Below are 22,694 nucleotides of genomic sequence, written 5' to 3'. Positions count from 1 at the left end.
ATTACCATGACAGACTTATCCATCTATCGAAATATTGGCATCTTTGCGCACGTTGATGCCGGTAAGACCACGACGACTGAGCGTATCCTCAAGCTAACCGGTAAAATTCACAAGACCGGTGAAGTCCACGATGGTGCCGCCACCACCGATTTCATGGAGCAGGAGCAGGAGCGTGGTATCACCATTCAATCGGCAGCAACGACCTGCTTCTGGGATGACCATCGCTTAAACATTATTGATACACCTGGACACGTTGATTTTACAGTTGAGGTTTACCGGTCGCTGAAGGTTTTGGATGGCGGCGTCGGTGTTTTTTGCGGATCTGGGGGCGTTGAGCCTCAGTCAGAAACTAACTGGCGCTACGCTAATGATTCAGAGGTTTCTCGCCTTATCTTCGTCAACAAACTTGATCGCATCGGTGCTGACTTTTACCGAGTTGTAGATCAGGTACGAAACGTACTGGGTGCAAACCCGTTAGTGATGACGCTACCTATCGGCACTGAGGACGAGTTCACCGGTGTGGTCGATATTTTGACTCAAAAGGCATACATCTGGGACGACTCGGGCTTGCCAGAGAACTACGAAGTGACCGATATCCCCGCTGATTTGGTCGACGACGCTGCAATGTACCGCGAACAGCTCATCGAAGCCGCGGTGGAGATGGACGATGACGTCATGATGGCCTACATGGAAGGTGAAGAACCCTCTATGGACGACATCAAGCGCTGCATCCGAGAGGGCACGCGTAGACTGCACTTTTTCCCCACTTATTGTGGTTCGGCGTTTAAGAACAAGGGCATTCAGCTGGTACTCAACGCAGTTGTTGACTACCTGCCAAGCCCCACGGAAGTGGATCCGCAGGATCTGACCGACGAGGAGGGCAATGCCACCGGCGAAAAGGCGATAGTCTCGACCGAAGAGCCGTTTCGAGCGCTAGCGTTCAAAATCATGGACGATCGATTCGGTGCACTGACTTTCATTCGGGTCTACTCGGGGCAGATTAAAAAAGGCGACACCATTCTCAACTCTGCGACCGGGAAAACCGAGCGCGTCGGCCGAATGGTTGAAATGCACGCCGATGAGCGCAACGAAATTGATAGGGCGCAAGCGGGTGACATTTTTGCCTGCGTAGGCATGAAAAACGTCCAGACGGGTCACACCCTGTGCAGCACCGCAGAGCCCTGCACTCTTGAGGCAATGGTATTCCCAGAGCCCGTTATTTCTATCGCGGTGGCCCCTAAGGATAAGGCCGGTACAGAAAAAATGGGTGTTGCAATCGGTAAGATGATTGCAGAAGACCCCTCTTTCCGCGTCGAGACCGACGAGGATTCAGGAGAGACCATTCTCAAGGGAATGGGTGAGCTCCACCTAGACATTAAAGTCGATATTTTAAAGCGAACTTATGGCGTCGAGCTTGATGTAGGTCAGCCACAGGTGGCTTACCGTGAGACAATCACCAGCGCGATCGAAGATTCTTACACTCATAAGAAGCAGTCGGGCGGTTCAGGTCAATTCGGAAAGATCGATTACAAAATTATTCCTGGTGAGCCAGGCAGCGGTTATCAGTTTACGTCAAGCGTTGTCGGCGGCAACGTACCCAAGGAATTCTTCCCAGCAATTGAGAAGGGCTTCCGAGTTATGATGGAAGAAGGCCCTCTGGCTGGATTCCCCGTACTCGACGTTGCAGTGGAGCTTCATGACGGTGGTTTCCACGCAGTAGACTCCTCGGCGATTGCTTTTGAGTTGGCGGCCAAGGGCGCTTACCGGCAGTCAATGCCGAAGGCGAGCCCTCAGCTGATTGAGCCCGTGATGAAAGTCGACGTGTTTGCCCCTGAAGATAACGTTGGAGACGTCATTGGTGACTTGAATCGACGTCGAGGCATGATCAAGGATCAAGACTCAACGCCTACGGGTATTCGTATCAAGGCCGATGTGCCGCTGGCAGAGATGTTTGGATATATCGGGCACCTGAGAACGATAACCTCGGGACGTGGTCAGTTCTCTATGGAATTCTCCCACTACCTACCTTGCCCTGCATCTGTCTCGGAGAAGGTGATTGTGGAAGAGAAAGAGCGACGAGCCGCTAAAGCATAATAAGCGCCTTATAGCCGGAGGACCTGTTCGGCAAGGTCCTACAGTAAAAAAACCCTGCGACGAAACTCGTGGGGTTTTTTTATGGTCGGAATCTGGTGATGATGGAATCCGTTTCGGATGGCACACTGAGCGCTTGGTTTCAACCGCACAGGCGCTCTTCAACCGCAGAGGGTTAGAACTTGGACGATCATGACTACATGGGTTTGGCGCTTGAGGCCGCAAGTACTGCTGGCGCAAGGGGTGAGGTGCCTGTCGGTGCAGTCTTGGTCGCAGATACTGGAGAGGTTTTAGCCGTGGCGAGTAACGCACAGATCGCGGGTTGCGACCCAACGGCTCATGCAGAAGTACTGGCACTCAGGTCAGCGAGTCAGAAGGTCGCTAATTATCGACTGCCGGGCACCACGCTGTACGTGACCTTGGAACCCTGCACCATGTGTTGTGGTGCTCTGATTCACGCTCGGGTTCAGCGGTTGGTGTTTGCTGCTCGTGAGCCTAAAGCGGGGGCCGTGGTCAGCACGGCCTCAACCTTCAACAATCCAGCCCTGAATCACCGTGTGGAGTGGACAGAGGGTGTCGCCAGCGACGCGTCTGCGAATTTACTTCGACAGTTCTTCAAAGGCCGGCGAGATCGTCACCGGAAGAGTAAGTCGGGTTCTTCAATTTAAGTGCCGTGAGCAGTGGTCTCTACGAGAGTCATGGGAGTGCGGCTGCGGCTTGAGTGTTCCGTGCTTACGCCGTAAAAGGGCTCGGGGCCCAAAGGTGCGACATCAGATATTGAAAAATGAACAAAAATCCGTTGCCAATGTTGGTGCCTAGGGTCAGGCTAAGCCTCATTCTCAAGTGCCGTGCTCGGGGTTTATAGCCAGTGGAACGCGTTGCCAATTATCGACTGACCGATGCTCATATTAAGAAAGCGCTTAACGCGGCAGCAGATAGCGATAGCCGCGTTGCGGAAGCCCTAAATCTTGTTGGCTTCCCCCCCGCTCGGAAGCGAGCCCATGGCTTCGATTCGCTGGCTAAAATAGTGGTGGGGCAACAGGTATCGACTCGAGCTGCAGAGGCAATCACGCAACGTTTAATGGCATCACTCAACGGTCAACTCGAGCCCGGAGTGCTTTTGTCCCGTGATGAGGCGGCCCTGCGTGCCGCAGGTTTGTCCCGTCAAAAAGTCTCGTATCTGCGCAGTTTAGCTACTGCTGTTGTCGAGGATGATTTACCGCTACTAGATTTACCGAAAATGTCTGATGAGGAGGTGTTAGAGCGCATCACTGCAATCCGCGGCTTCGGTGCTTGGTCGGCCCAAATGTATCTGATGTTTTCTTTGGGCCGCACCGATATCTGGCCTAGCGGTGATCTTGCCGTGCGGGTTGGTTTCGGGCGCCTTTTGGGTCTTTCCGAGCGGCCAACTTCGAAGCAAACTGAGCGTTTGGCAGAGCCTTTCTCTCCCTATAAAAGCGCGCTGGCTTTGTTGTGTTGGCACTATTATTCGAACGTGCCTCAAGACGCTGCTTAGGTATTGAGGTTTGGTGGTTGGGGGTCACTTCGCACTGGTCACTACAGGGCGATCGGCAGCGCCAATGCTGAGTTATTCCCGGCCATCTCCGCGACATTGAGCGGGGGCTGGATGCGTTCATCCGCCACAGCCATCAGCTGCAGGGTAGAGTAATACTGACGAATGTTGTCGACATAAGTGACCGCCTCATTACCCCGGGCAAAGCCAAATCGTGTGCTGGGATAAACGTCAGGGTTTTGGAGCTTGGGTAATTGCGAGCGTACATCGGACCAGATATGGGGGTTAAGACCCCTTTTTTCGGCGATCACTCTAGCGTCTTCAAGGTGGCCTAGCCCGATATTGTAGGCCGCGAGTGCCATCCACAGCCGATGCGGTTGCTCGATGTCGGCAGGAAGGCGCCTCAGGAGGTTTTTGATGAAGCGCGCACCGCCTCGCAGGCTTTGTTGTGGGTCTCTTCGGTCAGCAACATTTAACTCTTTAGCCGTATTGCGTGTCAGCATCATCATCCCCTCAACCCCTGTTGGGGATCTGGCGGTAGGGTTCCAATGTGACTCTTGATAAGAAACAGCGGCTAACAGGCGCCAATCCATTTGATATTCAGTGGCAACCCTCTCAATAAGGGGCTGCCACTTGGGGAGCACGCTCTCGACCCGCCGGTTGAAGGTAAACGCGCCCATCCTCGATGAAAAGCGTGTCGTTCCAAAATGCCGTTCACGGATTTTCTCGAGTTCCCCTGATTGTTGCGCTGTTTCGAGAAACAGATTGATATCGGTCTGCAGCACGTCTGCCCCTGCGATATTGGGTAGATACCAGCCGATAGATTCTTCCACCTCAAGGTCAAGTGCCGCGACTAGACGTGGGTAAAGCTGTTGTTGAAGTCGAAATTCTGCCGCCCCTAGCACGGCGAGCTCGGCCTTTTCCTCTGTGACCAGCTGCATCAGTTCTAGAGTGTCGCCTGTCTGTACCTCGCGCCAAGTAAGCAATGGTACTTGCTCTTTCAGGTTTTCTAACACTTCGATATGGCTACTGCCGCTCAGAACAATCACATCTCTACGACTCAAATCTGCCAAGCGGCGAGGGCGCCGCTTACCGCTTTTATAAATGACCACTGGCTGCTGCTGTAGGTAGGGAGCCGTCGCTAAAAGTGTCCCAGCTCGCTTACTGTTAATGGCCATTCCGGCGGCACCGAGGTGAACTTGACCCCGATCGAGTTGAAGGGTGAATTCCTCTAAGGTAAACGCCACTTCGACGCGCAGGGTGTAGCCCCGGGCAGTGGCGTAGGCCTTGATCAGGTCATATTCAAAGCCAGAGGCCTGATCACCGTCAAAATAATAGGTCGTTGGGCTGTTTCTCGTCACCACAATAAGCTCACGATTTCCGGCAAGCTCTTGGAAAATGTCATCCTCGCTACAGCCCCACAGCAAGATCAACACCAGCGACATGGCAATGATTTTAAGAAAACTCATGGCCCTAGTGTAACGTGTGCGATAAACCGGTGTCTGATGTGTTGATGCCTCGCCGCCACAGGTATACTGCTGCCTCCCAAAGCTGGAGGTACACCATGTTTATTCTTCCCGGATCTTCCGCACTGACGTCGCCGCGATTTATGGCATTGGCGAACGCTTTGAGGGCTCTCGATCCAGGGCTGCAGCTTGAGGATGCCTATTTTGTTTATGCGGTTGCCCATGAGGGAGAAGTCAATCGGGCAGAGCTAGCGCGGTTGCTACAACCCAGCACGGCCGAGATCGCACGAGAAACGCTTGCCGCAGATGAACATTGTCTGATTGTTGTCCCTCGATTGGGCACCATCTCTCCTTGGTCGAGTAAAGCGACGGATATTGCTCACAATTGCGGTTTTACCGGCATTGAGCGTATAGAGCGCGGTATTTGCTACGTTATTCAAGGCTTGTCCGAGCTGCCCCAGACGCACCTAATTGAGCTCAATGGTTTGCTGCACGACAGAATGGTGGAGTCCGTCTTGGCAAGTTCAGCGGGGTTAGAGCAGCTGTTTCAAAGCGCCCAACCCGCTCGGTTTAATCGAGTGGCCATTCTTGAGCGGGGACACGAGGCACTACGTGACGCCAATGAGCAACTAGGTCTTGCCCTTGCAGAGGATGAAATTGACTATTTAGTCAGCGCTTTTCGGGACCTCAATCGCGATCCCAGCGATATTGAACTTATGATGTTTGCTCAGGCCAATTCAGAACACTGCCGGCATAAAATTTTTAATGCGAGCTGGACGATTGATGGTGCAGATTGTGAGCATTCATTGTTCGGCATGATCAGACATACCCACCATGTCGGGGGGAGGGGGTGCTCTCTGCTTACTCTGACAACGCCGCTGTTGTAGCGGGTCACGAGGGTGGACGCTGGTTTCCCGACCCGGACAGTGGCGAATACGCCTATCACGAGGAACCTATTCATCTTTTGATGAAGGTTGAGACCCACAACCACCCGACCGCTATCGCTCCTTTTGCGGGGGCAGCAACCGGGTCAGGTGGCGAAATCCGAGACGAGGGTGCCGTGGGGCGAGGTTCAAAGCCCAAGGCGGGCCTCGCCGGTTTTACGGTCTCGCACCTTGAACTACCTGATCAGCCCCAACCTTGGGAGCTGGGCTATGGTCGCCCCGGAAGAATCGTCTCGCCCCTGCAGATCATGCTTGACGGTCCTATCGGGGCAGCGGCTTTTAATAACGAGTTCGGACGACCCAATCTTGCAGGATATTTTCGAACGTTTGAGGTGGCCACTGATCAGGGCGTCAAGGGCTACCACAAGCCCATTATGATCGCGGGTGGCTTTGGCAATATCCGAGAAGAACACGTTCAAAAAGGCGATTTTGAGCCGGGTGCCCACTTGGTGGTGTTGGGTGGTCCTGCTATGTTGATTGGTCTTGGCGGTGGTGCCGCATCGTCCATGGCCAGCGGCGAAAGTGATGAAGCTCTAGATTTTGCTTCCGTGCAGCGCCATAACCCAGAAATGGAGCGACGCTGCCAGGAGGTGATCGATCGTTGCTGGGCGCTGGGAGAAGACAGCCCAATCGCTTTCATCCACGACGTGGGCGCGGGCGGGCTCAGTAATGCCCTGCCTGAATTGGTCAAAGATGGTGGGCGCGGTGGCAGTATCGATCTGCGCAGTATTCCCAGTGATGAGCCGGGCATGAGTCCTCTAGAAATTTGGTGTAACGAAGCGCAAGAGCGTTACGTTCTCGCTGTTGAGCCCGAGCACTTAGCTCGCTTTGAAGCCATTTGTCAGCGTGAGCGGTGTCCTTACGCGGTTGTGGGTCAGGCCACTGAAGATCTGCATCTTGAAGTGGCAGACAGTCAATTTGAGGATAGCCCTGTTGATTTGCCGATGGGGCTGCTTTTTGGCAAGCCGCCTAAAATGCATCGCGAGGCGCGAAGGGGCGCTTCCTGCGGTGATGATTTTGTGCCGGAGTTGTCCCCAGCTGAAGCGTTGCAGCGGGTGCTGCAGTTCCCCGCAGTGGGATCAAAAAGCTTTTTGATAACAATTGGTGATCGATCGGTTACGGGCTTGGTCGCCAGAGACCAAATGGTGGGTCCATGGCAAGTTCCTGTTGCAGACTGTGCCGTGACGACGGTGTCCATGGATTCCCATCTCGGCGAAGCTATGAGCATGGGAGAGCGCACGCCGGTAGCTTTGCTCAGTGGACCGGCTTCAGCGCGGCTATCCATCGCCGAGGCCATTACCAATATTCTCGCTTCCCCCGTAGCGAAACTGTCTGATATTCGGTTGTCGGCTAATTGGATGTGCGCTGCTGGTCACGGTAATAATGACGCGATTTTGTTCGACACTGTAAAGGCTGTGGGCCTGGAATTTTGCCCTCAGTTGGGTATTACAGTGCCTGTTGGTAAGGACTCTATGTCCATGCGAACCAGTTGGCAGGAGCAGGGCGCAGAGAAGTCTGTGACAGCGCCTGTGTCGCTTATTGTCTCTGCTTTTGCTCCTGTTGGAGATGTGAGGACGACGCTCACCCCTGAACTTGTAGCTGATGAAAATACTGAACTCCTGCTGGTCGATTTAGGTCATGGCCAAAATCGGCTGGGCGGTTCTGTGCTCGCCCAGTGCTGGGGTGCATTGGGTTCTGAAGTGCCCGATGTTGATGCGGCAGACTTAAAAGCGCTTTTTGAGTTTATCTCTCAGCTTAAATCTAGGGACCTCATTCTTGCTTACCATGATCGCTCGGATGGCGGTTTAATAACGACCTTGGTAGAGATGGCTTTTGCTGCGCGTTGTGGACTCAACATAGCTGTCAAAGAGGAGGGTTCTGCGGCGTTGGCAGCGCTGTTCAGTGAAGAGATTGGTGTTGTATTACAAGTTCACAGCACCGATGTGCACGCCATTGAGGCGCTGGCGATTGAAGTGGGCTTGGGTGGGTGTGTACAGAGCATCGCTTCGCCGCGTTTGGACCAACGTATAGTCGTTAATTCGCCTAGGTTTGAGTTGATTGATAGTCAGCGAGGTGCGCTACAGCAACTCTGGAGCTCTACCAGCCATCAGGTCCAACGGCTACGCGATAACCCCGAATGTGCGGATCAGGAGTTTGAAAATATCCTGCAGAACGATCCGGGGCTGTCAGCGGCACTTACCTTTGAGCCCGGTAATGATCCCGCCGCGCCATTTATCGCGACCGGTGCCTCGCCCAGGGTGGCTATTCTTCGAGAACAGGGCGTCAATGGTCAGTCTGAAATGGCGGCTGCTTTTCATCGCGCCGGTTTCACCACTGTCGATGTTCACATGAGTGACTTGCTACAGGGCTCCGTTAGCCTAGATGGATTTAGAGGCTTTGCTGCCTGCGGTGGGTTTTCCTATGGTGATGTCTTGGGCGCTGGGGAAGGCTGGGCGAAAACGATTTTATTCAATTCTGAACTGCGTGAGGCGTTCTCGACATTTTTTGAGCGCCCTGACACGTTTAGCCTCGGGGTGTGTAACGGTTGCCAAATGTTGTCCAATTTGAGCGAATTGATTCCGGGAGCCAGCCACTGGCCGCGGTTTGCTCGCAATACCTCTGAGCAGTACGAAGCACGGCTCACTATGGTGCGGATCGAGGAAAGCCCTTCAGTGCTGTTATCAGCAATGGCAGGATCGATGTTGCCTATCGTGGTAGCTCATGGAGAGGGGCGCGCTCAGTTTGCCAGTGACGAACAATTGACTGCAGCCATCAGCTCAGGTTCCGTGGGTCTGCGCTATGTTGATCATTCGGGCTCGGTGACCCAGCGCTATCCATACAATCCCAACGGCTCGCCCTCGGGTATCGCTGGCCTGAGCAGCATGGATGGGCGCGTAACGATTATGATGCCGCACCCCGAACGTGTGTTTCGAACATCTCAGATGTCCTGGGCGCCTAATGAATGGTCAGAAGACTCAGGATGGATGCGACTATTTCGCAACGCCAGAGCATGGTTAGGTTGAAATATCCCACGGCCGTCCCCACCTCTGCCTATTAATAAGGGCGCACAATCGCTAAACTGCGCGCCAATCAAGTAGCGGCCCTGCGAATCTCGTAGGACCCGCCACGACACAACTTTACGAGACTGCGATGCTCAATCGTTATTCCCTTTGGAAAAACCTTTCAATACTCTGCGTGGCACTGTTTGGCTTGTATTACGCCGCACCCAATTTGTATGCCCCTGATCCCGCCCTGCAAATTGGCGGAGCGAGCGGCTCTCAGGAAATTGACTACCAAGTGCTGGAGCGTGCGAGTGACGCGTTACAGGCCGCAGACATTGAGCACTTTGGTGAACAAATACAGCCCTCGGGTAAAACAGCGCTGATACGCCTGCTGCAGCGAGATGATCAACTTCGGGCTCAGGCAATATTGGGTCGCGAGTTGGGTGACGCCTACATTATTGCTTTAAACCTTGCGCCAACCACGCCTGAATGGCTCAAGCGTGGCGGTGCACAACCGATGAAGCTGGGACTTGATCTCAGCGGTGGTGTGCATTTTAAACTCGAGGTAGACGTGGCTGCGGCCAAGGAGCGGCGCCTGGAAACCTATGAATCCGGCATTAAGCGTGCGCTCAGAGAGGCGCGCGTTCGCGGGTTGGTGCGCCTTCAAGGGCAGCGGGTTGGCATGAGTTTTTTGAGTGAAGCCGTTCGTGAAGATGCGCGGAAAATCACCGCAGATCTTTATCCCGAGCTGTTGCTGGATCGTGTTGATGGTGTCGATAAATGGGAGCTGTTTGCTGAGGTGACCGATGCGACGATGAAGGAGGTTGTGGATTACGCCGTTGACCAAAACCTCACAACCATTCGCAATCGGGTAAACGAGCTTGGGGTTTCCGAGCCCCTGGTCCAAAAACAAGGGTCTAACCGCATTGTGGTTGAGTTGCCGGGTATTCAGGATACCGCTGAGGCTAAGAGAATTTTGGGCAAAGTTGCCAATCTCGAGTTTCGACTGGTCGCAGAGACCAACGCCCCTGTCACTGAGCGGCAGCGCTTTGAGTACCGAAGTGATGCTAGGGAGGGCATGACAGAGTGGCTTGAACGCGAGGTGATAATCACGGGCGAGCGGGTCTCCAATGCGGCGGCAGGTTTTGACCAGAATAATCAGCCTAATGTTTCCATTACATTGGATGGCGAGGGCGGCATGCTCATGTCCCGCTCTACGCGCAACAACATTAAGCGAAGAATGGGCGTTTTATTTATTGAGCGTAAATATCGAACACGGTACGAGCAAGACGAGAAAGGTGACGAGGTTGTCATCAGGGTTCCATACGACGAAAAGAAATTGCTCACCGCTCCTGTTATTCAATCGGCTCTCGGTGCATCGTTTCAGATCACCGGCCTCGACTCACCCGGGGAAGCCTCGGAGCTCGCGTTAATGCTTAGAGCGGGTGCTCTTGCCGCGCCGATTACCTTTGTTGAGGAGCGAACAGTGGGCCCGTCTTTGGGGGCTGAAAATATCGCGTTGGGTGTGAAGTCGGTGCAGATTGGTCTCGCCTTGGTTGTCATCTTTATGGTGCTTTACTATCGGGTCTTTGGCATTACAGCGGTAATAGCCCTTACCACCAACCTCGTATTGCTGTTAGCGTTCATGTCTCTCTTGGGGGCTACGCTGACCTTGCCAGGCATCGCTGGTATTGTGTTAACCGTGGGGATGGCGGTCGATGCTAACGTGCTCATATTTGCGCGAATACGAGAGGAGTTAGCTCGACGCATGTCGCCTCAAATGGCTATTAATGCAGGTTTTGAGCGCGCTGTAGCAACGATTCTTGATGCCAATATCACCACGCTTATTGTTGCGGTCATTTTGTATGCTGTCGGCACAGGGCCGATTAAGGGCTTCGCCGTCACCTTGTCTCTAGGTATTATTACATCGATGTTTACGGCCATCTTGGGCACCCGAGCCCTCGTCAATCTTATCTATGGAGGTCGTCGAGTCGATACTTTATCGATTGGTCCCCTACCAAAACGCGATGCTGAGGAGGCTCAAGTATGAAGATTCTTCCCTTCATGGCGTGGCGGCGCTTTGCTGCTGGCTTTTCTCTATTGGCAATGCTGCTGGCTGGCGGTGCTTTGGCGACTAAATCTCTGAACTGGGGGCTGGACTTTACTGGCGGAACCCTCGTCGAGGTCGAGTATGGCAACACCGCAAACTTATCAGAGGTCCGTAAGACTTTAGAAGCAAACGGGTATGAGGGCGTTGTTGTTGTCGCTTTTGGCACAGATCGAGACGTGTTGATACGGCTGCCAATTAGCTACTCCGATGAGCAAGGGGTGGCCATGGTGGATGTACTACGCAGTGCTTCAAGTTCCCCGATCGAATTGCGCCGCATGGAGTTTGTGGGTCCTGCTGTCGGAGAGGAGCTGCGTGAGCAGGGGGGGCTGGCAATGCTGCTCGCCCTTGGCCTGGTAATGTTGTACGTAGGCTTTCGATTCCAATTCAAATTTGCTGTGGGCGCTGTGATGGCACTGGCGCATGATGTTTTGTTTGTGCTGGGCTTCTTTTCTCTGATGGGGCTAGAGTTTGATCTGACGGTTCTTGCTGCGATTCTTGCGGTTATCGGCTACTCGCTCAATGACACAATCGTTGTAGCCGACCGCATCCGAGAGAACTTCCGCAAACTGCGTCGAATGGGGCCGACTGAGGTCATCGATATTTCTCTGACCGAAACTCTAGGCCGAACGCTAGTGACATCGTTAACAACACTTCTGGTGTTGCTTGCATTAGCCATTTTCGGTGGGGAAATGATTCACGGTTTCGCCTTGGCGCTACTCGCAGGTGTCGCTATTGGTACGTACTCATCAATCTACGTGTCGGCGACAATTTTGTTGGCTATGGGCGTCAGTAAGGAAGACGTAGCCATTCCTATCAAAGAAGGCGGCAGCGAAGACGGCTCACAAGTTTAGGCTTAACGCGCTAACGCAACACTGGACCCACGGTGGACAGCAGTTGTTTGAAGACTTTGGGATTGCCGCACACTACTTGCCCATTGTCTAGGTAACGCTCTGAGCCATTGAGGTCAGCAATGAGTCCGCCAGCTTCTTTTACCAGCAGTGCGCCTGCGGCAATGTCCCAGCGTTCTAGGCCTGTTTCCCAAAACCCGTCGAACCGTCCTGCAGCAACGTAGGCTAGGTCTAGTGCCGCTGCGCCTGCTCTTCGGATGCCCATACATTGGCCGGCAAGCTCAGCCAGCGTTTGCGTGTATTGAGGGAGCCGCTGTTGTTCGTGCCCCAAAAATGGAATTCCGGTGCCTAACAAACATTCGCGCAGGTCAGAGCGACTGCTGACACGCAGGCGATGGCCGTTCAACTGCGCGCCACGCCCGCGAGAAGCGGTAAATTCTTCCCGTCGAACTGGGTCGAGCACCACCGAATGCGACAAACGGCCATTTACGATACAGGCAATCGACACGCAATAATGGGGTATCCCTCGCATAAAATTACTGGTGCCATCGAGAGGGTCTATTACCCAGAGATGATCTGACTTTGCATTGCCGGTTTGACCGCTTTCCTCAGCTAAGAATGCATGGTCTGGATAGGCTTTGCCCAGCTGATAAAGTATTTCTTGTTCTGCCGCGATGTCGACTTCGGTGACATAATCAGCGACGCCTTTCGCCTGATGCCCCACGCGATCAAGTTCATCTGAGGCTCTTACGATTAGGTCGCCAGCTTTGCGGGCGGCTCGTAGAGCGATGGTGACCATCGGTTCCATGGTGATTTCTCCAAAGACGGGTAGATTACCGACCCGTAACGGGGGCGAAGCATAGCAGGGGCAGCGTGACCTGTTCAGTGCTTTGTTACACTCTGCGGCCTTTTTTACTTTCGAGAACAGCAATTTCCATGGCAATAAATAATATTCGGGTCGTTCTTGTGCATACGAGCCACCCCGGCAACATCGGTGGCGTCGCAAGAGCTATGAAAAATATGGGCCTCACGCGACTCACATTGGTCAAGCCTAAAGAGTTTCCGGCACCCGAAGCGCTCTGGCGGGCAGCTTCTGCGGAGGACGTTTTGGCAAACGCGACGGTCGTAGAAACTGTCGAGGAAGCCGTCAAAGGGGCTCAATTTGTTGTCGGTACCAGTGCGCGGGAACGCCGTATTCCCTGGCCGCTTCAAGATGCTCGTCATTGTGGTGAGCGACTCTATCACCACGCGATACAAGGCGAGGAGGTGGTGATTCTTTTTGGTCGAGAGGACCGTGGATTGCTCAATGAGGAGTTAGAGCTTTGTAATCTCCATTGCCATATACCGACTCACGAATCTTATCCGTCTTTAAACTTAGCCATGGCCGTGCAGATTGTGGCCTACGAAATACGGATGACTCAGTTGGCGGGGAGTACCGCGACCGAGGAGGATGCCGCTTGGGATACGCCTTTTGCGTCAGCAGAGGATATGGCTCGCTTTTATGTGCATTTGGAGCAAACGCTCATAGATATTCAGTTTCTTGACCCCAAAGCGCCCCGCCAGCTAATGAGACGTTTGAAGCGCCTGTACAACCGCGTGCGCCTGGATGACATGGAATTAAATATCTTGCGCGGTATTCTCGCTGAGACACAGAAACAGGTGCCAAAGGAAGGTAAGTAAAGCCCCACCAAATTAGTTGGTTTTTTACTTGAGTGTTTTAGTGGGTTTTGTCAAAATGCACCCAAGGAGGGCGCATGAAACTTACAACCCGAGGACGATATGCCGTGACGGCGATGCTCGATCTGGCGATAAATGGCGAGGAAAAGCCGGTTTCATTGGCGGATATCTCCGGTCGCCAAGAAATTTCGCTATCCTATCTGGAGCAACTGTTTGCCAAGCTTCGACGCGAGGACTTGGTCACCAGCGTGCGGGGGCCCGGTGGGGGTTACCGCCTAGCCCGTGACCGAACGACGTTGTTCGTGGCTGAAATCATCGATGCCGTAGACGAGTCTGTCGATGTGACAAATTGTAACGGCAAGGGTAACTGCCATCATGGCGAGGTCTGTTTGACCCACGACCTATGGCAGGACCTCAGCGATAGGATTCACGGCTTTTTAAGCGGTATCAGTCTGGCAGATCTCGTGGACAATCGAGCGGGTAAGGCAAGGCTAGGTGCTAACGAAACCGTGCAAAAATTAATTCTGCAGTAAGGACACTTTTGTAATGAATGCGCAAGTCAATACGCCCATTTACCTCGACTACCTGTCAACTACTCCGGTAGACCCTCGCGTTGCTGATGCCATGTCAGAGTGCTTATCTATGGAGGGTACTTTTGGTAACCCGGCATCTCGTTCCCATGTATTTGGTTGGAAGGCCGAAGAAGCGGTCGAAAATGCCAGGGCGCAAATAGCTGACCTGATAAACGCCGACCCAAGAGAAATTGTATGGACCTCAGGTGCAACTGAGTCTGACAATCTCGCTATTAAAGGAGCTGCGCACTTTTATCGTAAGAAAGGCCAACACATCATCACCTCCAAGATAGAGCACAAAGCGGTGCTTGATACCTGCCGTCAGCTTGAGCGCGAAGGGTTCGAGGTAACTTATCTTGAGCCCAATAAGGCTGGTTTGACCACACCAGAATCCGTGCAGGCAGCCATTCGTCCCGACACGGTCGTAGTAAGCGTTATGCACGCAAACAACGAAATTGGCGTCGTTAATGACATTGCTGGTATTGGTGAAGTCTGTCGCGCGGCGGGTGTTATTTATCATGTAGATGCGGCTCAGAGCACGGGTAAGGTGCCTCTCGATATGGAGGTGATGAAAGTTGATTTGCTCTCCATGAGTGCGCACAAAATGTATGGCCCTAAAGGTGTAGGGGCGTTGTATGTTCGCCGCAAGCCAAGGGTTCGGCTCGAAGCGCAAATGCACGGCGGTGGCCATGAGCGGGGTATGCGCTCAGGGACACTGGCAACCCATCAGGCGGTTGGATTCGGTGAGGCGGCGCGAATTGCCAAAGAAGAAATGGTTGATGAAACCCAGCGGCTGATGGGTTTGCGGGCCCGCTTTTGGGATGGCCTGAAAGACCTGCAAGAGGTTCACATCAATGGTGATGTAGATCGCCGCTTGCCCGGCGCACTCAACGTCAGCTTTGCCTTTGTCGAAGGTGAGTCGCTTTTGATGTCGCTGAAGGACTTGGCGTTGTCATCAGGGTCTGCGTGTACCTCTGCCAGCTTGGAGCCGTCATACGTTTTGCGCGCCCTAGGGCTGAATGATGAGCTTGCCCATAGCTCACTGCGCTTTAGCTTCGGACGATTTACCTCCGAGGCAGATATTGATCACGCGATTACGCAGGTACGACGCGCGGTCGAAAAATTACGGGAATTGTCGCCGCTTTGGGATATGTACCAAGATGGCGTTGACTTAAATTCTATCGAATGGTCAGCACACTAGATTTCACACTAGCATTGCAGTTTTAAAAGGAGAGCGTCGTGGCTTACAGTGAGAAGGTTATAGATCACTATGAGAATCCCAGAAATGTGGGAAAGTTTGATGATGAAGACGAGAGTGTGGGCACAGGTATGGTGGGTGCCCCGGCGTGTGGTGATGTCATGCGTTTGCAAATCAAGGTGAATGATAATGGGGTCATCGAGGACGCCAAGTTCAAAACCTACGGCTGTGGCTCAGCGATTGCATCCAGTTCATTGCTGACTGAATGGGTCAAAGGACGTAAGTTAGAGGACGCCGAGCAGATCACAAACACCGAAATAGCACAGGAATTGGCACTGCCACCGGTGAAGATTCATTGCTCGGTGCTCGCGGAGGACGCCATTAAAGCGGCCGTAAAGAATTTTCGAGAAAAGCAGGACGACTGATGACTATTGCAGTCACAGAACAGGCAGCGGGGCATGTGCAGCGGCAGCTAGCTGCTCGTGGTCGTGGAGAGGGCATCCGAATCGCGGTTAAAACGTCTGGCTGTTCGGGGCTAGCCTACGTGCTTGAGTTCGTCGATGCCGCCGAGAGTACAGATACCGTTTTCGAAGATTTTGGCGTCAAGCTATTCATCGACCCCAAGAGTTTGGTGTATCTCGACGGCACGATCGTTGACTATGCTAAAGAGGGGCTCAATGAGGGGCTGGAGTTCCGCAATCCTAATGTGGCTGGCGAGTGCGGCTGTGGTGAGAGTTTCACCGTCTAGGTATGTCTGTAGTCGCCGCCGGGTTTTCAGGTGCACCGAAAGATTACTTTGAGCTTTTTCAGATTGAGCCTAGGTTTGACGTGGATGTCGACGACTTAGGGCAGAGGTTTCGTACACTTCAGCGGCGCTTTCATCCAGACAAATACAGCGGTGGCAGCGCGGCTGAGCAGCGCCTTGCGGCTCAGGTATCGGCTGATATCAACGCCGGTTATCAGGCGCTCAAAGACCCTATTTCTCGAGCGAGGCATCTGCTGGAACGTCAAGCTTGCGACTTGCGAGCTCTGGAACGTCGGCCTGTCAGTGGTGATTTTTTAATGCAACAGATGCAGCTTCGTGACGAGGCAGAGTCCTTAGACCCCAACGACGATGGGGGGCGGGAGGTTCTGAAAGCTAAGGCGCAGGCGCTGATGACATCCGAATTGCTTTCATTTCAAGAAGCGATCGAAAAAGAGGATTACGAGTTGGCGGGATCTGCTTGGGTGCATCTACTGTACTTGCACAAGTTAAACAAAGAGGTCGCTGGTAGCAGCGACCTGGTTTAGGCGTCGCCATGGCTTTGCTACAGATATCCGAACCCGGTGCGGTCGCCAATCAGCCTGCGGAGCGAAGGTTGGCTCTGGGTATTGATTTGGGAACAACTAATAGCTTAGTGGCGCACGTCAGCGACGGTGCCGTTAAAGTCTTGACCGACGAGAACGGCGCTGCGTGTTTGCCTTCGGTCGTGCACTTCGGAGATGAAGGCGTTGTTGTTGGTTCGGCGGCGGAGGCTTTGGCCGTATCAGCGCCCCACGACACTATTGCATCGGCCAAACGGTACCTTGGTCGAAGCCGAGAGGAGATCGCCTCGAGTAGCTACATCAAGCTCGCAGAAAGCGGCGTAGCCTTTGAAACTTCTCAGGGACCCGTCACCCCAGTAGAGGTTTCTGCAGCGTTATTGGGGGCTCTTCGCGATCGCGCTCAGCTGTCACTCAGCACACCCATTGCAGGGGTTGTCATCACGGTGCCTGCCTATTTTGACGATGCTCAGCGTTTAGCCACCCGACAGGCGGCAGAGCTCAGTGGACTCAATGTCCTGCGCTTGCTGAACGAACCCACAGCAGCAGCTGTCGCGTACGGGCTCGATTCTGGTGACGAGGGTGTAGTCGCCGTTTACGACCTTGGTGGTGGCACATTTGATGTGTCTATTCTTCGGCTAGAGCGGGGTGTATTTGAGGTTCTGGCGACTGGGGGTGACAGCGCTCTCGGGGGGGATGATTTTGATCGGCGATTGGTCGAGATAATCCGCGACAGCGCCGGATTGGGCACCTTGAGTCCCGCTCAAGAAAGGGCCTTACTCCACTGCGCACGTACAGTGAAAGAGGCGCTTACTACTGAAGCTGAGATCGAAGTTGGTCTCGACGACGTTGTCGGTAGTGGCGGGACTGTTACGGTGACGCGACAACTTTTTAATAGTGCTTGTGCTGACCTAGTGAATCGTAGTCTCGACGCATGCCGCCAATGTGTTGCGGACGCTGGTGTCTCAGAGATTGATCAGGTCATCTTAGTGGGTGGCTCAACCCGCATGCCAATCGTAGCTGAAGTGGTGGCGGCACTTTTTGGCAAGGAGCCGTTGAGCAGTATTGACCCGGATCGCGTGGTGGCGATGGGTGCGGCGCGGCAAGCCGACTTACTTATTGGTAATCGCGACGCTGAAGACCTGCTATTGCTCGATGTCATTCCGCTATCTTTGGGCGTTGAGACCTACGGCGGGTTGGTGGAGCGTATTGTGCCTAGAAATACGACCATTCCTGTAGCTCGAGCGCAGGAGTTCACGACGGCTAAAGACGGCCAAACCGGCCTTATTGTGCACGTTGTGCAGGGTGAGCGAGAGCGCGTTGCGGACTGTCGCTCATTGGCGACTTTTGAATTGGCGGGTATTCCGCCTATGGTGGCCGGTGCGGCACGACTCGAGGTAACTTTTCAGGTTGATGCCGATGGGCTGCTCGAGGTGAAGGCGCAAGAAGCCACGACGCAGGCAACGGCTAGTGTGGTGGTTAAGCCTGCCTTTGGTCTTGCCGAAGACGATATCGCTGAAATGTTACGCGCGGGTTATGAGCATGCCTCTGAGGATATGCATGCCCGTCAATTGGCGGAAGCAAAGGTTGAGGCTGAGCAGCTGGTTGCGGGTATTCAGGCGGCTGTTGCCGGTGACGGAGATCTCTTGAGCGATCATGAGCGAGAGTCACTGATGATTGCAGTCAACGGCCTTGTCGATGCCAGCCAAGGCAATGACATTGAGAGTTTGAGGAAGTCGATCGAAGTGACTGGTCGCGCCTCTGAACTATTAGCTGCAAGGCGCATGGATCGCAGTATTAAGTCAGCGCTGGGTGGTATCTCAGTGACTACATTGGAAGGAGAAGCGGAGTCGTGACCCAGATAGTTGTTATGCCCCACGGCGATATTTGCCCGGAGGGAGCGGTTGTCGAAGCAGAGGTTGGAACATCAATCTGTGATGCTTTATTGGCTCACGATATCGCCATAGAGCATGCTTGCGAGATGTCTTGTGCTTGTACCACTTGTCACATCATCATTCGTGAGGGATTTGCGTCCCTAGACGATGCCGATGAGCTCGAGGAAGACTTTCTTGATAAGGCTTGGGGCTTGGAGCCTGAGTCTAGGCTGTCCTGCCAGGCTCTCGTCGCGGACGAGCCTTTGGTGGTTGAAATCCCACGTTACACCATCAACCACGCCCGGGAGCATCACTGAACCCCGTTATTCCAATAGCGGATGCCCCGAGGGCCATTTGCAACCTTTGTAAGCGGTATTTGGTCTGTGATGGCCTGGTGAGAACCCCCAAATCTTGGGCTGACCGGGTACTGCGGGGAGCCGTTTTAGGGTAATTAGTCGACGATGACATAGCCGCGCCCCTCATTTATAATTTGCGCGCTTAGAAATGGGGGCTATGAAGCCCTTGTATCAACTTTTTTCCTACTCGGAGTGCCCCATGGCGACTGAACGTACCTTATCAATTATCAAGCCTGATGCTGTCGGCAAAAATGTTATCGGCGAAATTTATACGCGTTTTGAGGCAGCTGGGCTGCGCATAGCGGCGTCTCGCATGGTGCAGCTGTCTGACGCCACCGCAGGGGGGTTTTACGCTGAGCATAAAGGTCGTCCTTTTTATGATGACTTGGTGAAATTTATGACTTCGGGTCCCGTGGTTGTCCAGGTGCTCGAAGGCGAGGGTGCCATCGCTAAAAATCGAGAGTTAATGGGAGCGACGAACCCTCAGGAAGCTGCAGCGGGAACGATCCGTGCCGATTTTGCGACCACTATCGATGCGAATGCGGTTCACGGATCAGACTCTCCCGAGTCAGCCGCTCGTGAAATAGCTTACTTTTTTGCCGCTAATGAGGTTTGCGAGCGCTAAGGCGCCCCGCTGACGTTTCATTATGACGGTCGCCAACAGCTTGATCGCGAGCTCCAGTGCCGCAGCAAAGGTCAATCTGTTGGGGCTCAGTCGCCAGCAGATGGAGAGTTTCTTCACTGATCAGGGCGAGAAGCGGTTTCGCGCTGAGCAGGTGATGAAGTGGATTCACCATCAAGGCGTGATCGACTTTGCAGCAATGAGCAACTTAGGCAAGGGGCTGCGCGAAAAGTTAGAGTCGCTGGCTACCGTTACCCCTCCAGAAATTGCCGATCAGCAGGATTCCGCCGATGGGACTCGGAAATGGGCCATTCGGGTTGCCGGGGGCGCGTTGGTGGAAGCCGTTTTGATTCCGGAAGCGGGGAGGGCGACTTTATGCGTCTCATCTCAGGTGGGCTGCAGTCTCGACTGTAAATTTTGTTCCACGGGAAAGCAGGGCTTTCAGCGGGATCTCACCGCAGCAGAAATCATCGGTCAGGTCTGGTTGGCGATCAACTCTTACGATGGTTGGCAGTCGGGTAAAGGTCGTATAGTGACCAACGTTGTGATGATGGGAATGGGGGAACCTCTCCTTAATTTTGACAACGTGGTATCTGCCATGAGCCTTATGACCGATGATCTGGCCTACGGCTTGTCGAAGCGAAAGGTAACTTTAAGCACTTCCGGAGTTGTACCGGCGCTGGATCGTTTGGCGGAGTTCTCAGACGTCAGCCTAGCGGTGTCTTTACATGCCCCCAATGATGAAATTCGCAATCAAATTGTCCCCATCAATCGCCGCTATCCGATCCGGCAACTGCTACAAAGCGCTAAAAACTACATTGATGCTCAGACAGACCGGAAACGGGTTGTGACCATTGAGTACACATTGTTGGCAGGGGTAAACGATCAGCCGGAACACGCGCGAGAGCTGAGTGCCCTGCTCAAGGATTTCCCTTGTAAGATTAACCTGATCCCCTTCAATCATTTTCCGAACTCAGGATTTGATCGGCCTAGTGGCAACGCCGTGTCGCGTTTTTGGCAAGTTCTGGTTGATGCAGGTTTTATCGTCACGGTACGCAGTACCCGGGGCGATGATATTGATGCTGCCTGCGGCCAGTTAGTAGGAGAAGTAGTTGACCGGACCCGACGTTCTGAGCGATACCGTCAGTTGAATTCGGCAAGTAATGCCGTGACGGAGGGTGACCGAACATGAAGTCCGTGATTTTAAGCGTATTCGTTATGGCCACGGTTTGCTTGCTGTCATCGTGTATCACCGAGACCGTGGGCGGTATAGACAATGAAGGGGATCCTCAAGCGGCCCTAGAGCGCCGAGTTGAGCTGGCTCGGCAGTACATTGGTCGAGGTGATTGGGAGAACGCGAAGCGAAACCTTGAGCTCGCAAACAATATTGATGCGGGTAATGCGTCGGTCCACGAGGCTTTTGGGCTGGTGTACCAAAGTACGGGTGAATACGAGCGCGCCGAGGAAAGTTTCAAACGAGCGCTGAGAATAGATCCCAAGTTGTCCAGAGCTAGGAATAACTACGCCGCATTTTTGTTTTTCCTGGGACGTTACCAAGAGGCAGAGCAGGAGTTTGCGATCGTAGCGGAGGATTCTCTCTATTCCGGCCGACCACTAGCCTATATTAATTTAGGTATGAGCCGACTAAATCTTGGAAATGGTGCCGGTGCGGAAGATGCATTTAGTCGTGCTCTGCGAATGGATCGACGAAACCCCATTGCGCTTTTAGAAATGGGTTACCTGCGACTGGCGGCTGAGGATGTTGCCAATGCTGAATCCTACTATGGGATTTATCGCACGGTTGTGCCGCGTCAGTCGCCCCGCGGGTTTATGTTAGGTGTTGATATTTCACGCGCCTCTGGCGACAAAGATGCCCAGAGCAGTTACGAGCTTGCCCTGCGTAATCTCTATCCTGATTCGCAGGAATATCGAGCACTGCAGGCCCAGCAAGGGTTACAATGAGAAAAAATCTCGATCGGTCGGTGACATGAAACAGGAATCACCCATTAAACGGCGCAAGAGTCGTCAGATCATGGTTGGCAACGTGCCCGTTGGGGGCGATGCCCCCATTAGCGTCCAAAGCATGACCAACACTGAAACCTGTGATGTGGCTGCTACTGTGGCGCAGGTTCGTGCTATCGCCGATGCTGGAGCTGACATAGTGCGGGTGTCGGTGCCCAGTATGGAAGCAGCAGACGCCTTTCGAGACATTCGAGCGCAGGTCTCCGTCCCCCTCGTCGCCGACATTCATTTTGATCATAAGATCGCCTTGAAAGTTGCCGAGTATGGTGTCGATTGTTTACGCATCAACCCCGGTAATATTGGCAGAGAGGAAAAAGTTAAAGAAGTGATTGCAGCCTGTAAGGATCGTGGAATTCCGATCCGAATTGGCGTCAACGCCGGATCACTGGGCAAAGAGCTGATGCGGAAATACCCCGAGCCAACTGCAGAGGCACTGGTGGAATCGGCGCTGCGCAACGTGGATATTTTGGATCGCTATAACTTCGAGAATTTTAAAGTTAGTGTTAAGGCCTCCGAAATTTTTATGGCTCAGGCAGCCTACAGAAGTCTTGCCACCCAAATTGAGCAGCCGCTGCATTTGGGCATTACTGAAGCCGGTGGCTTGCGGGGTGGTACCGTGAAATCGGCTGTGGGGTTGGGTGCCCTGTTACTGGATGGTATTGGCGATACGATTCGTATTTCGTTAGCGGCCGATCCGGTAGAGGAAGTCAAAGTTGGTTTTGAAATACTCAAAAGCCTCAAGCTCCGTGCCAACGGCATTAACTTCATTGCCTGTCCCAGCTGCTCGCGTCAAAATTTCGATGTGATCGGTACAATGAACGAATTAGAGCGTCGCTTGGAAGATATCCGGACGCCCATGGACGTCGCCGTGATTGGCTGCATTGTTAATGGCCCGGGAGAAGCTAGGGAGGCCGATGTTGGCCTTACTGGAGCCACGCCCAGCAACTTGATTTACATCGCCGGCGAGCCCGATCACAAAGTCAGTAATCAGGATTTTGTCGATCACTTAGAGTCTGTAATCCGTGAACGTGCCGATCAATTAGTATCAGAACGTGCGGCCGCTGACGAACAGATCATTCTCCGCAGCACCTAACAGA

The 22,694-nt window shown here is 53.5% G+C and carries 19 protein-coding genes and 1 pseudogene; 18 read left to right on the top strand and 2 right to left on the bottom strand.

The window, feature by feature from the left end; genetic code table 11:
* Positions 1-6 precede the first annotated feature (6 nt).
* The 3 genes from fusA (at position 7) to ACMAY6_RS10685 (ending at position 3,607) form a co-directional block, all read left to right on the top strand.
* A complete protein-coding gene (gene fusA, locus ACMAY6_RS10695) occupies positions 7-2,094 on the top strand; it encodes an elongation factor G (RefSeq protein ID WP_435211714.1) in 2,088 nt (695 codons plus the stop codon).
* A 179-nt stretch (positions 2,095-2,273) separates the two neighbouring features.
* On the top strand, positions 2,274-2,759 hold the full coding sequence (tadA, locus tag ACMAY6_RS10690) for a tRNA adenosine(34) deaminase TadA (protein WP_435211712.1): 486 nt from the start codon (positions 2,274-2,276) through the stop codon (positions 2,757-2,759).
* A 200-nt stretch (positions 2,760-2,959) separates the two neighbouring features.
* Positions 2,960-3,607 carry a DNA-3-methyladenine glycosylase family protein gene (locus tag ACMAY6_RS10685; protein WP_435211711.1) on the top strand — a complete coding sequence of 216 codons (648 nt, stop codon included), beginning with the start codon at positions 2,960-2,962 and terminating at the stop codon, positions 3,605-3,607.
* Between the two features lie 41 nt (positions 3,608-3,648).
* Here ACMAY6_RS10685 and mltF read toward each other — a convergent pair whose 3' ends face one another.
* Entirely contained in the window at positions 3,649-5,073 is a 1,425-nt protein-coding gene (gene mltF, locus ACMAY6_RS10680) for a membrane-bound lytic murein transglycosylase MltF (protein ID WP_435211709.1), read from the bottom strand.
* 95 nt (positions 5,074-5,168) lie between these two features.
* Here mltF and purL point away from each other — a divergent pair.
* The 3 genes and pseudogenes from purL to secF all read left to right on the top strand — a co-directional run bounded on the left by purL (position 5,169) and on the right by secF (position 11,977).
* Positions 5,169-9,037: pseudogene (gene purL / locus ACMAY6_RS10675) on the top strand (phosphoribosylformylglycinamidine synthase).
* A gap of 127 nt (positions 9,038-9,164) precedes the next feature.
* Positions 9,165-11,066: a protein translocase subunit SecD gene (gene secD, locus ACMAY6_RS10670; protein WP_435211708.1), complete on the top strand. Its 1,902-nt coding sequence runs from the start codon at positions 9,165-9,167 to the stop codon at positions 11,064-11,066.
* Positions 11,063-11,977, top strand: a complete 915-nt coding sequence (gene secF, locus ACMAY6_RS10665) for a protein translocase subunit SecF (protein WP_435211706.1) — start codon at positions 11,063-11,065, stop codon at positions 11,975-11,977. Before secD ends, secF begins: the two co-directional genes overlap by 4 nt.
* A gap of 10 nt (positions 11,978-11,987) precedes the next feature.
* Here the strand turns inward: secF and ACMAY6_RS10660 are convergent, their stop codons facing one another.
* Positions 11,988-12,782: an inositol monophosphatase family protein gene (locus tag ACMAY6_RS10660; protein WP_435211704.1), complete on the bottom strand. Its 795-nt coding sequence runs from the start codon at positions 12,780-12,782 to the stop codon at positions 11,988-11,990.
* 128 nt (positions 12,783-12,910) lie between these two features.
* Here ACMAY6_RS10660 and ACMAY6_RS10655 point away from each other — a divergent pair, with 128 nt between their 5' ends.
* From ACMAY6_RS10655 to ispG, 12 genes are all read left to right on the top strand, one after another.
* Positions 12,911-13,654 (top strand): RNA methyltransferase, encoded by a 744-nt coding sequence (locus tag ACMAY6_RS10655; RefSeq protein WP_435211702.1) that lies wholly within the window; start codon positions 12,911-12,913, stop codon positions 13,652-13,654.
* A gap of 74 nt (positions 13,655-13,728) precedes the next feature.
* The gene (iscR, locus tag ACMAY6_RS10650) at positions 13,729-14,184 is read left to right on the top strand and encodes a Fe-S cluster assembly transcriptional regulator IscR (RefSeq protein WP_435211700.1); all 456 of its coding nucleotides are present in this window, start codon (positions 13,729-13,731) and stop codon (positions 14,182-14,184) included.
* A 13-nt stretch (positions 14,185-14,197) separates the two neighbouring features.
* A complete protein-coding gene (locus tag ACMAY6_RS10645; RefSeq protein WP_435211699.1) occupies positions 14,198-15,424 on the top strand; it encodes an IscS subfamily cysteine desulfurase in 1,227 nt (408 codons plus the stop codon).
* Between the two features lie 38 nt (positions 15,425-15,462).
* The gene (gene iscU / locus ACMAY6_RS10640) at positions 15,463-15,846 is read left to right on the top strand and encodes a Fe-S cluster assembly scaffold IscU (RefSeq protein ID WP_435211697.1); all 384 of its coding nucleotides are present in this window, start codon (positions 15,463-15,465) and stop codon (positions 15,844-15,846) included.
* Positions 15,846-16,169, top strand: a complete 324-nt coding sequence (iscA, locus tag ACMAY6_RS10635; protein ID WP_435211695.1) for an iron-sulfur cluster assembly protein IscA — start codon at positions 15,846-15,848, stop codon at positions 16,167-16,169. The genes iscU and iscA overlap by 1 nt, the downstream gene beginning before the upstream one ends.
* Positions 16,170-16,171: 2 nt before the next feature.
* Positions 16,172-16,711, top strand: coding sequence for a Fe-S protein assembly co-chaperone HscB (hscB, locus tag ACMAY6_RS10630; RefSeq protein WP_435211693.1), 540 nt, complete (start codon positions 16,172-16,174; stop codon positions 16,709-16,711).
* An 8-nt stretch (positions 16,712-16,719) separates the two neighbouring features.
* Positions 16,720-18,579: a Fe-S protein assembly chaperone HscA gene (gene hscA / locus ACMAY6_RS10625; RefSeq protein ID WP_435211692.1), complete on the top strand. Its 1,860-nt coding sequence runs from the start codon at positions 16,720-16,722 to the stop codon at positions 18,577-18,579.
* Positions 18,576-18,914 carry an ISC system 2Fe-2S type ferredoxin gene (fdx, locus tag ACMAY6_RS10620; protein WP_435211690.1) on the top strand — a complete coding sequence of 113 codons (339 nt, stop codon included), beginning with the start codon at positions 18,576-18,578 and terminating at the stop codon, positions 18,912-18,914. The genes hscA and fdx overlap by 4 nt, the downstream gene beginning before the upstream one ends.
* Before the next feature lie 238 nt (positions 18,915-19,152).
* Positions 19,153-19,578 carry a nucleoside-diphosphate kinase gene (gene ndk / locus ACMAY6_RS10615; RefSeq protein WP_435211689.1) on the top strand — a complete coding sequence of 142 codons (426 nt, stop codon included), beginning with the start codon at positions 19,153-19,155 and terminating at the stop codon, positions 19,576-19,578.
* A 22-nt stretch (positions 19,579-19,600) separates the two neighbouring features.
* Complete coding sequence (gene rlmN, locus ACMAY6_RS10610) at positions 19,601-20,767, top strand: 23S rRNA (adenine(2503)-C(2))-methyltransferase RlmN (RefSeq protein ID WP_435211688.1); 1,167 nt, start codon at positions 19,601-19,603, stop codon at positions 20,765-20,767.
* A complete protein-coding gene (pilW, locus tag ACMAY6_RS10605) occupies positions 20,764-21,537 on the top strand; it encodes a type IV pilus biogenesis/stability protein PilW (protein ID WP_435211687.1) in 774 nt (257 codons plus the stop codon). Before rlmN ends, pilW begins: the two co-directional genes overlap by 4 nt.
* A 25-nt stretch (positions 21,538-21,562) precedes the next feature.
* Positions 21,563-22,690, top strand: coding sequence for a flavodoxin-dependent (E)-4-hydroxy-3-methylbut-2-enyl-diphosphate synthase (gene ispG / locus ACMAY6_RS10600; protein ID WP_435211685.1), 1,128 nt, complete (start codon positions 21,563-21,565; stop codon positions 22,688-22,690).
* Positions 22,691-22,694: the final 4 nt, after the last annotated feature.

This window comes from Luminiphilus sp. nBUS_16 (assembly GCF_051201645.1).
In the GTDB taxonomy this organism is placed as follows: domain Bacteria; phylum Pseudomonadota; class Gammaproteobacteria; order Pseudomonadales; family Halieaceae; genus Luminiphilus.
The sequence above is the reverse complement of the archived record's forward strand: the minus strand, read 5'-3'. Positions and strand labels throughout refer to the sequence as shown.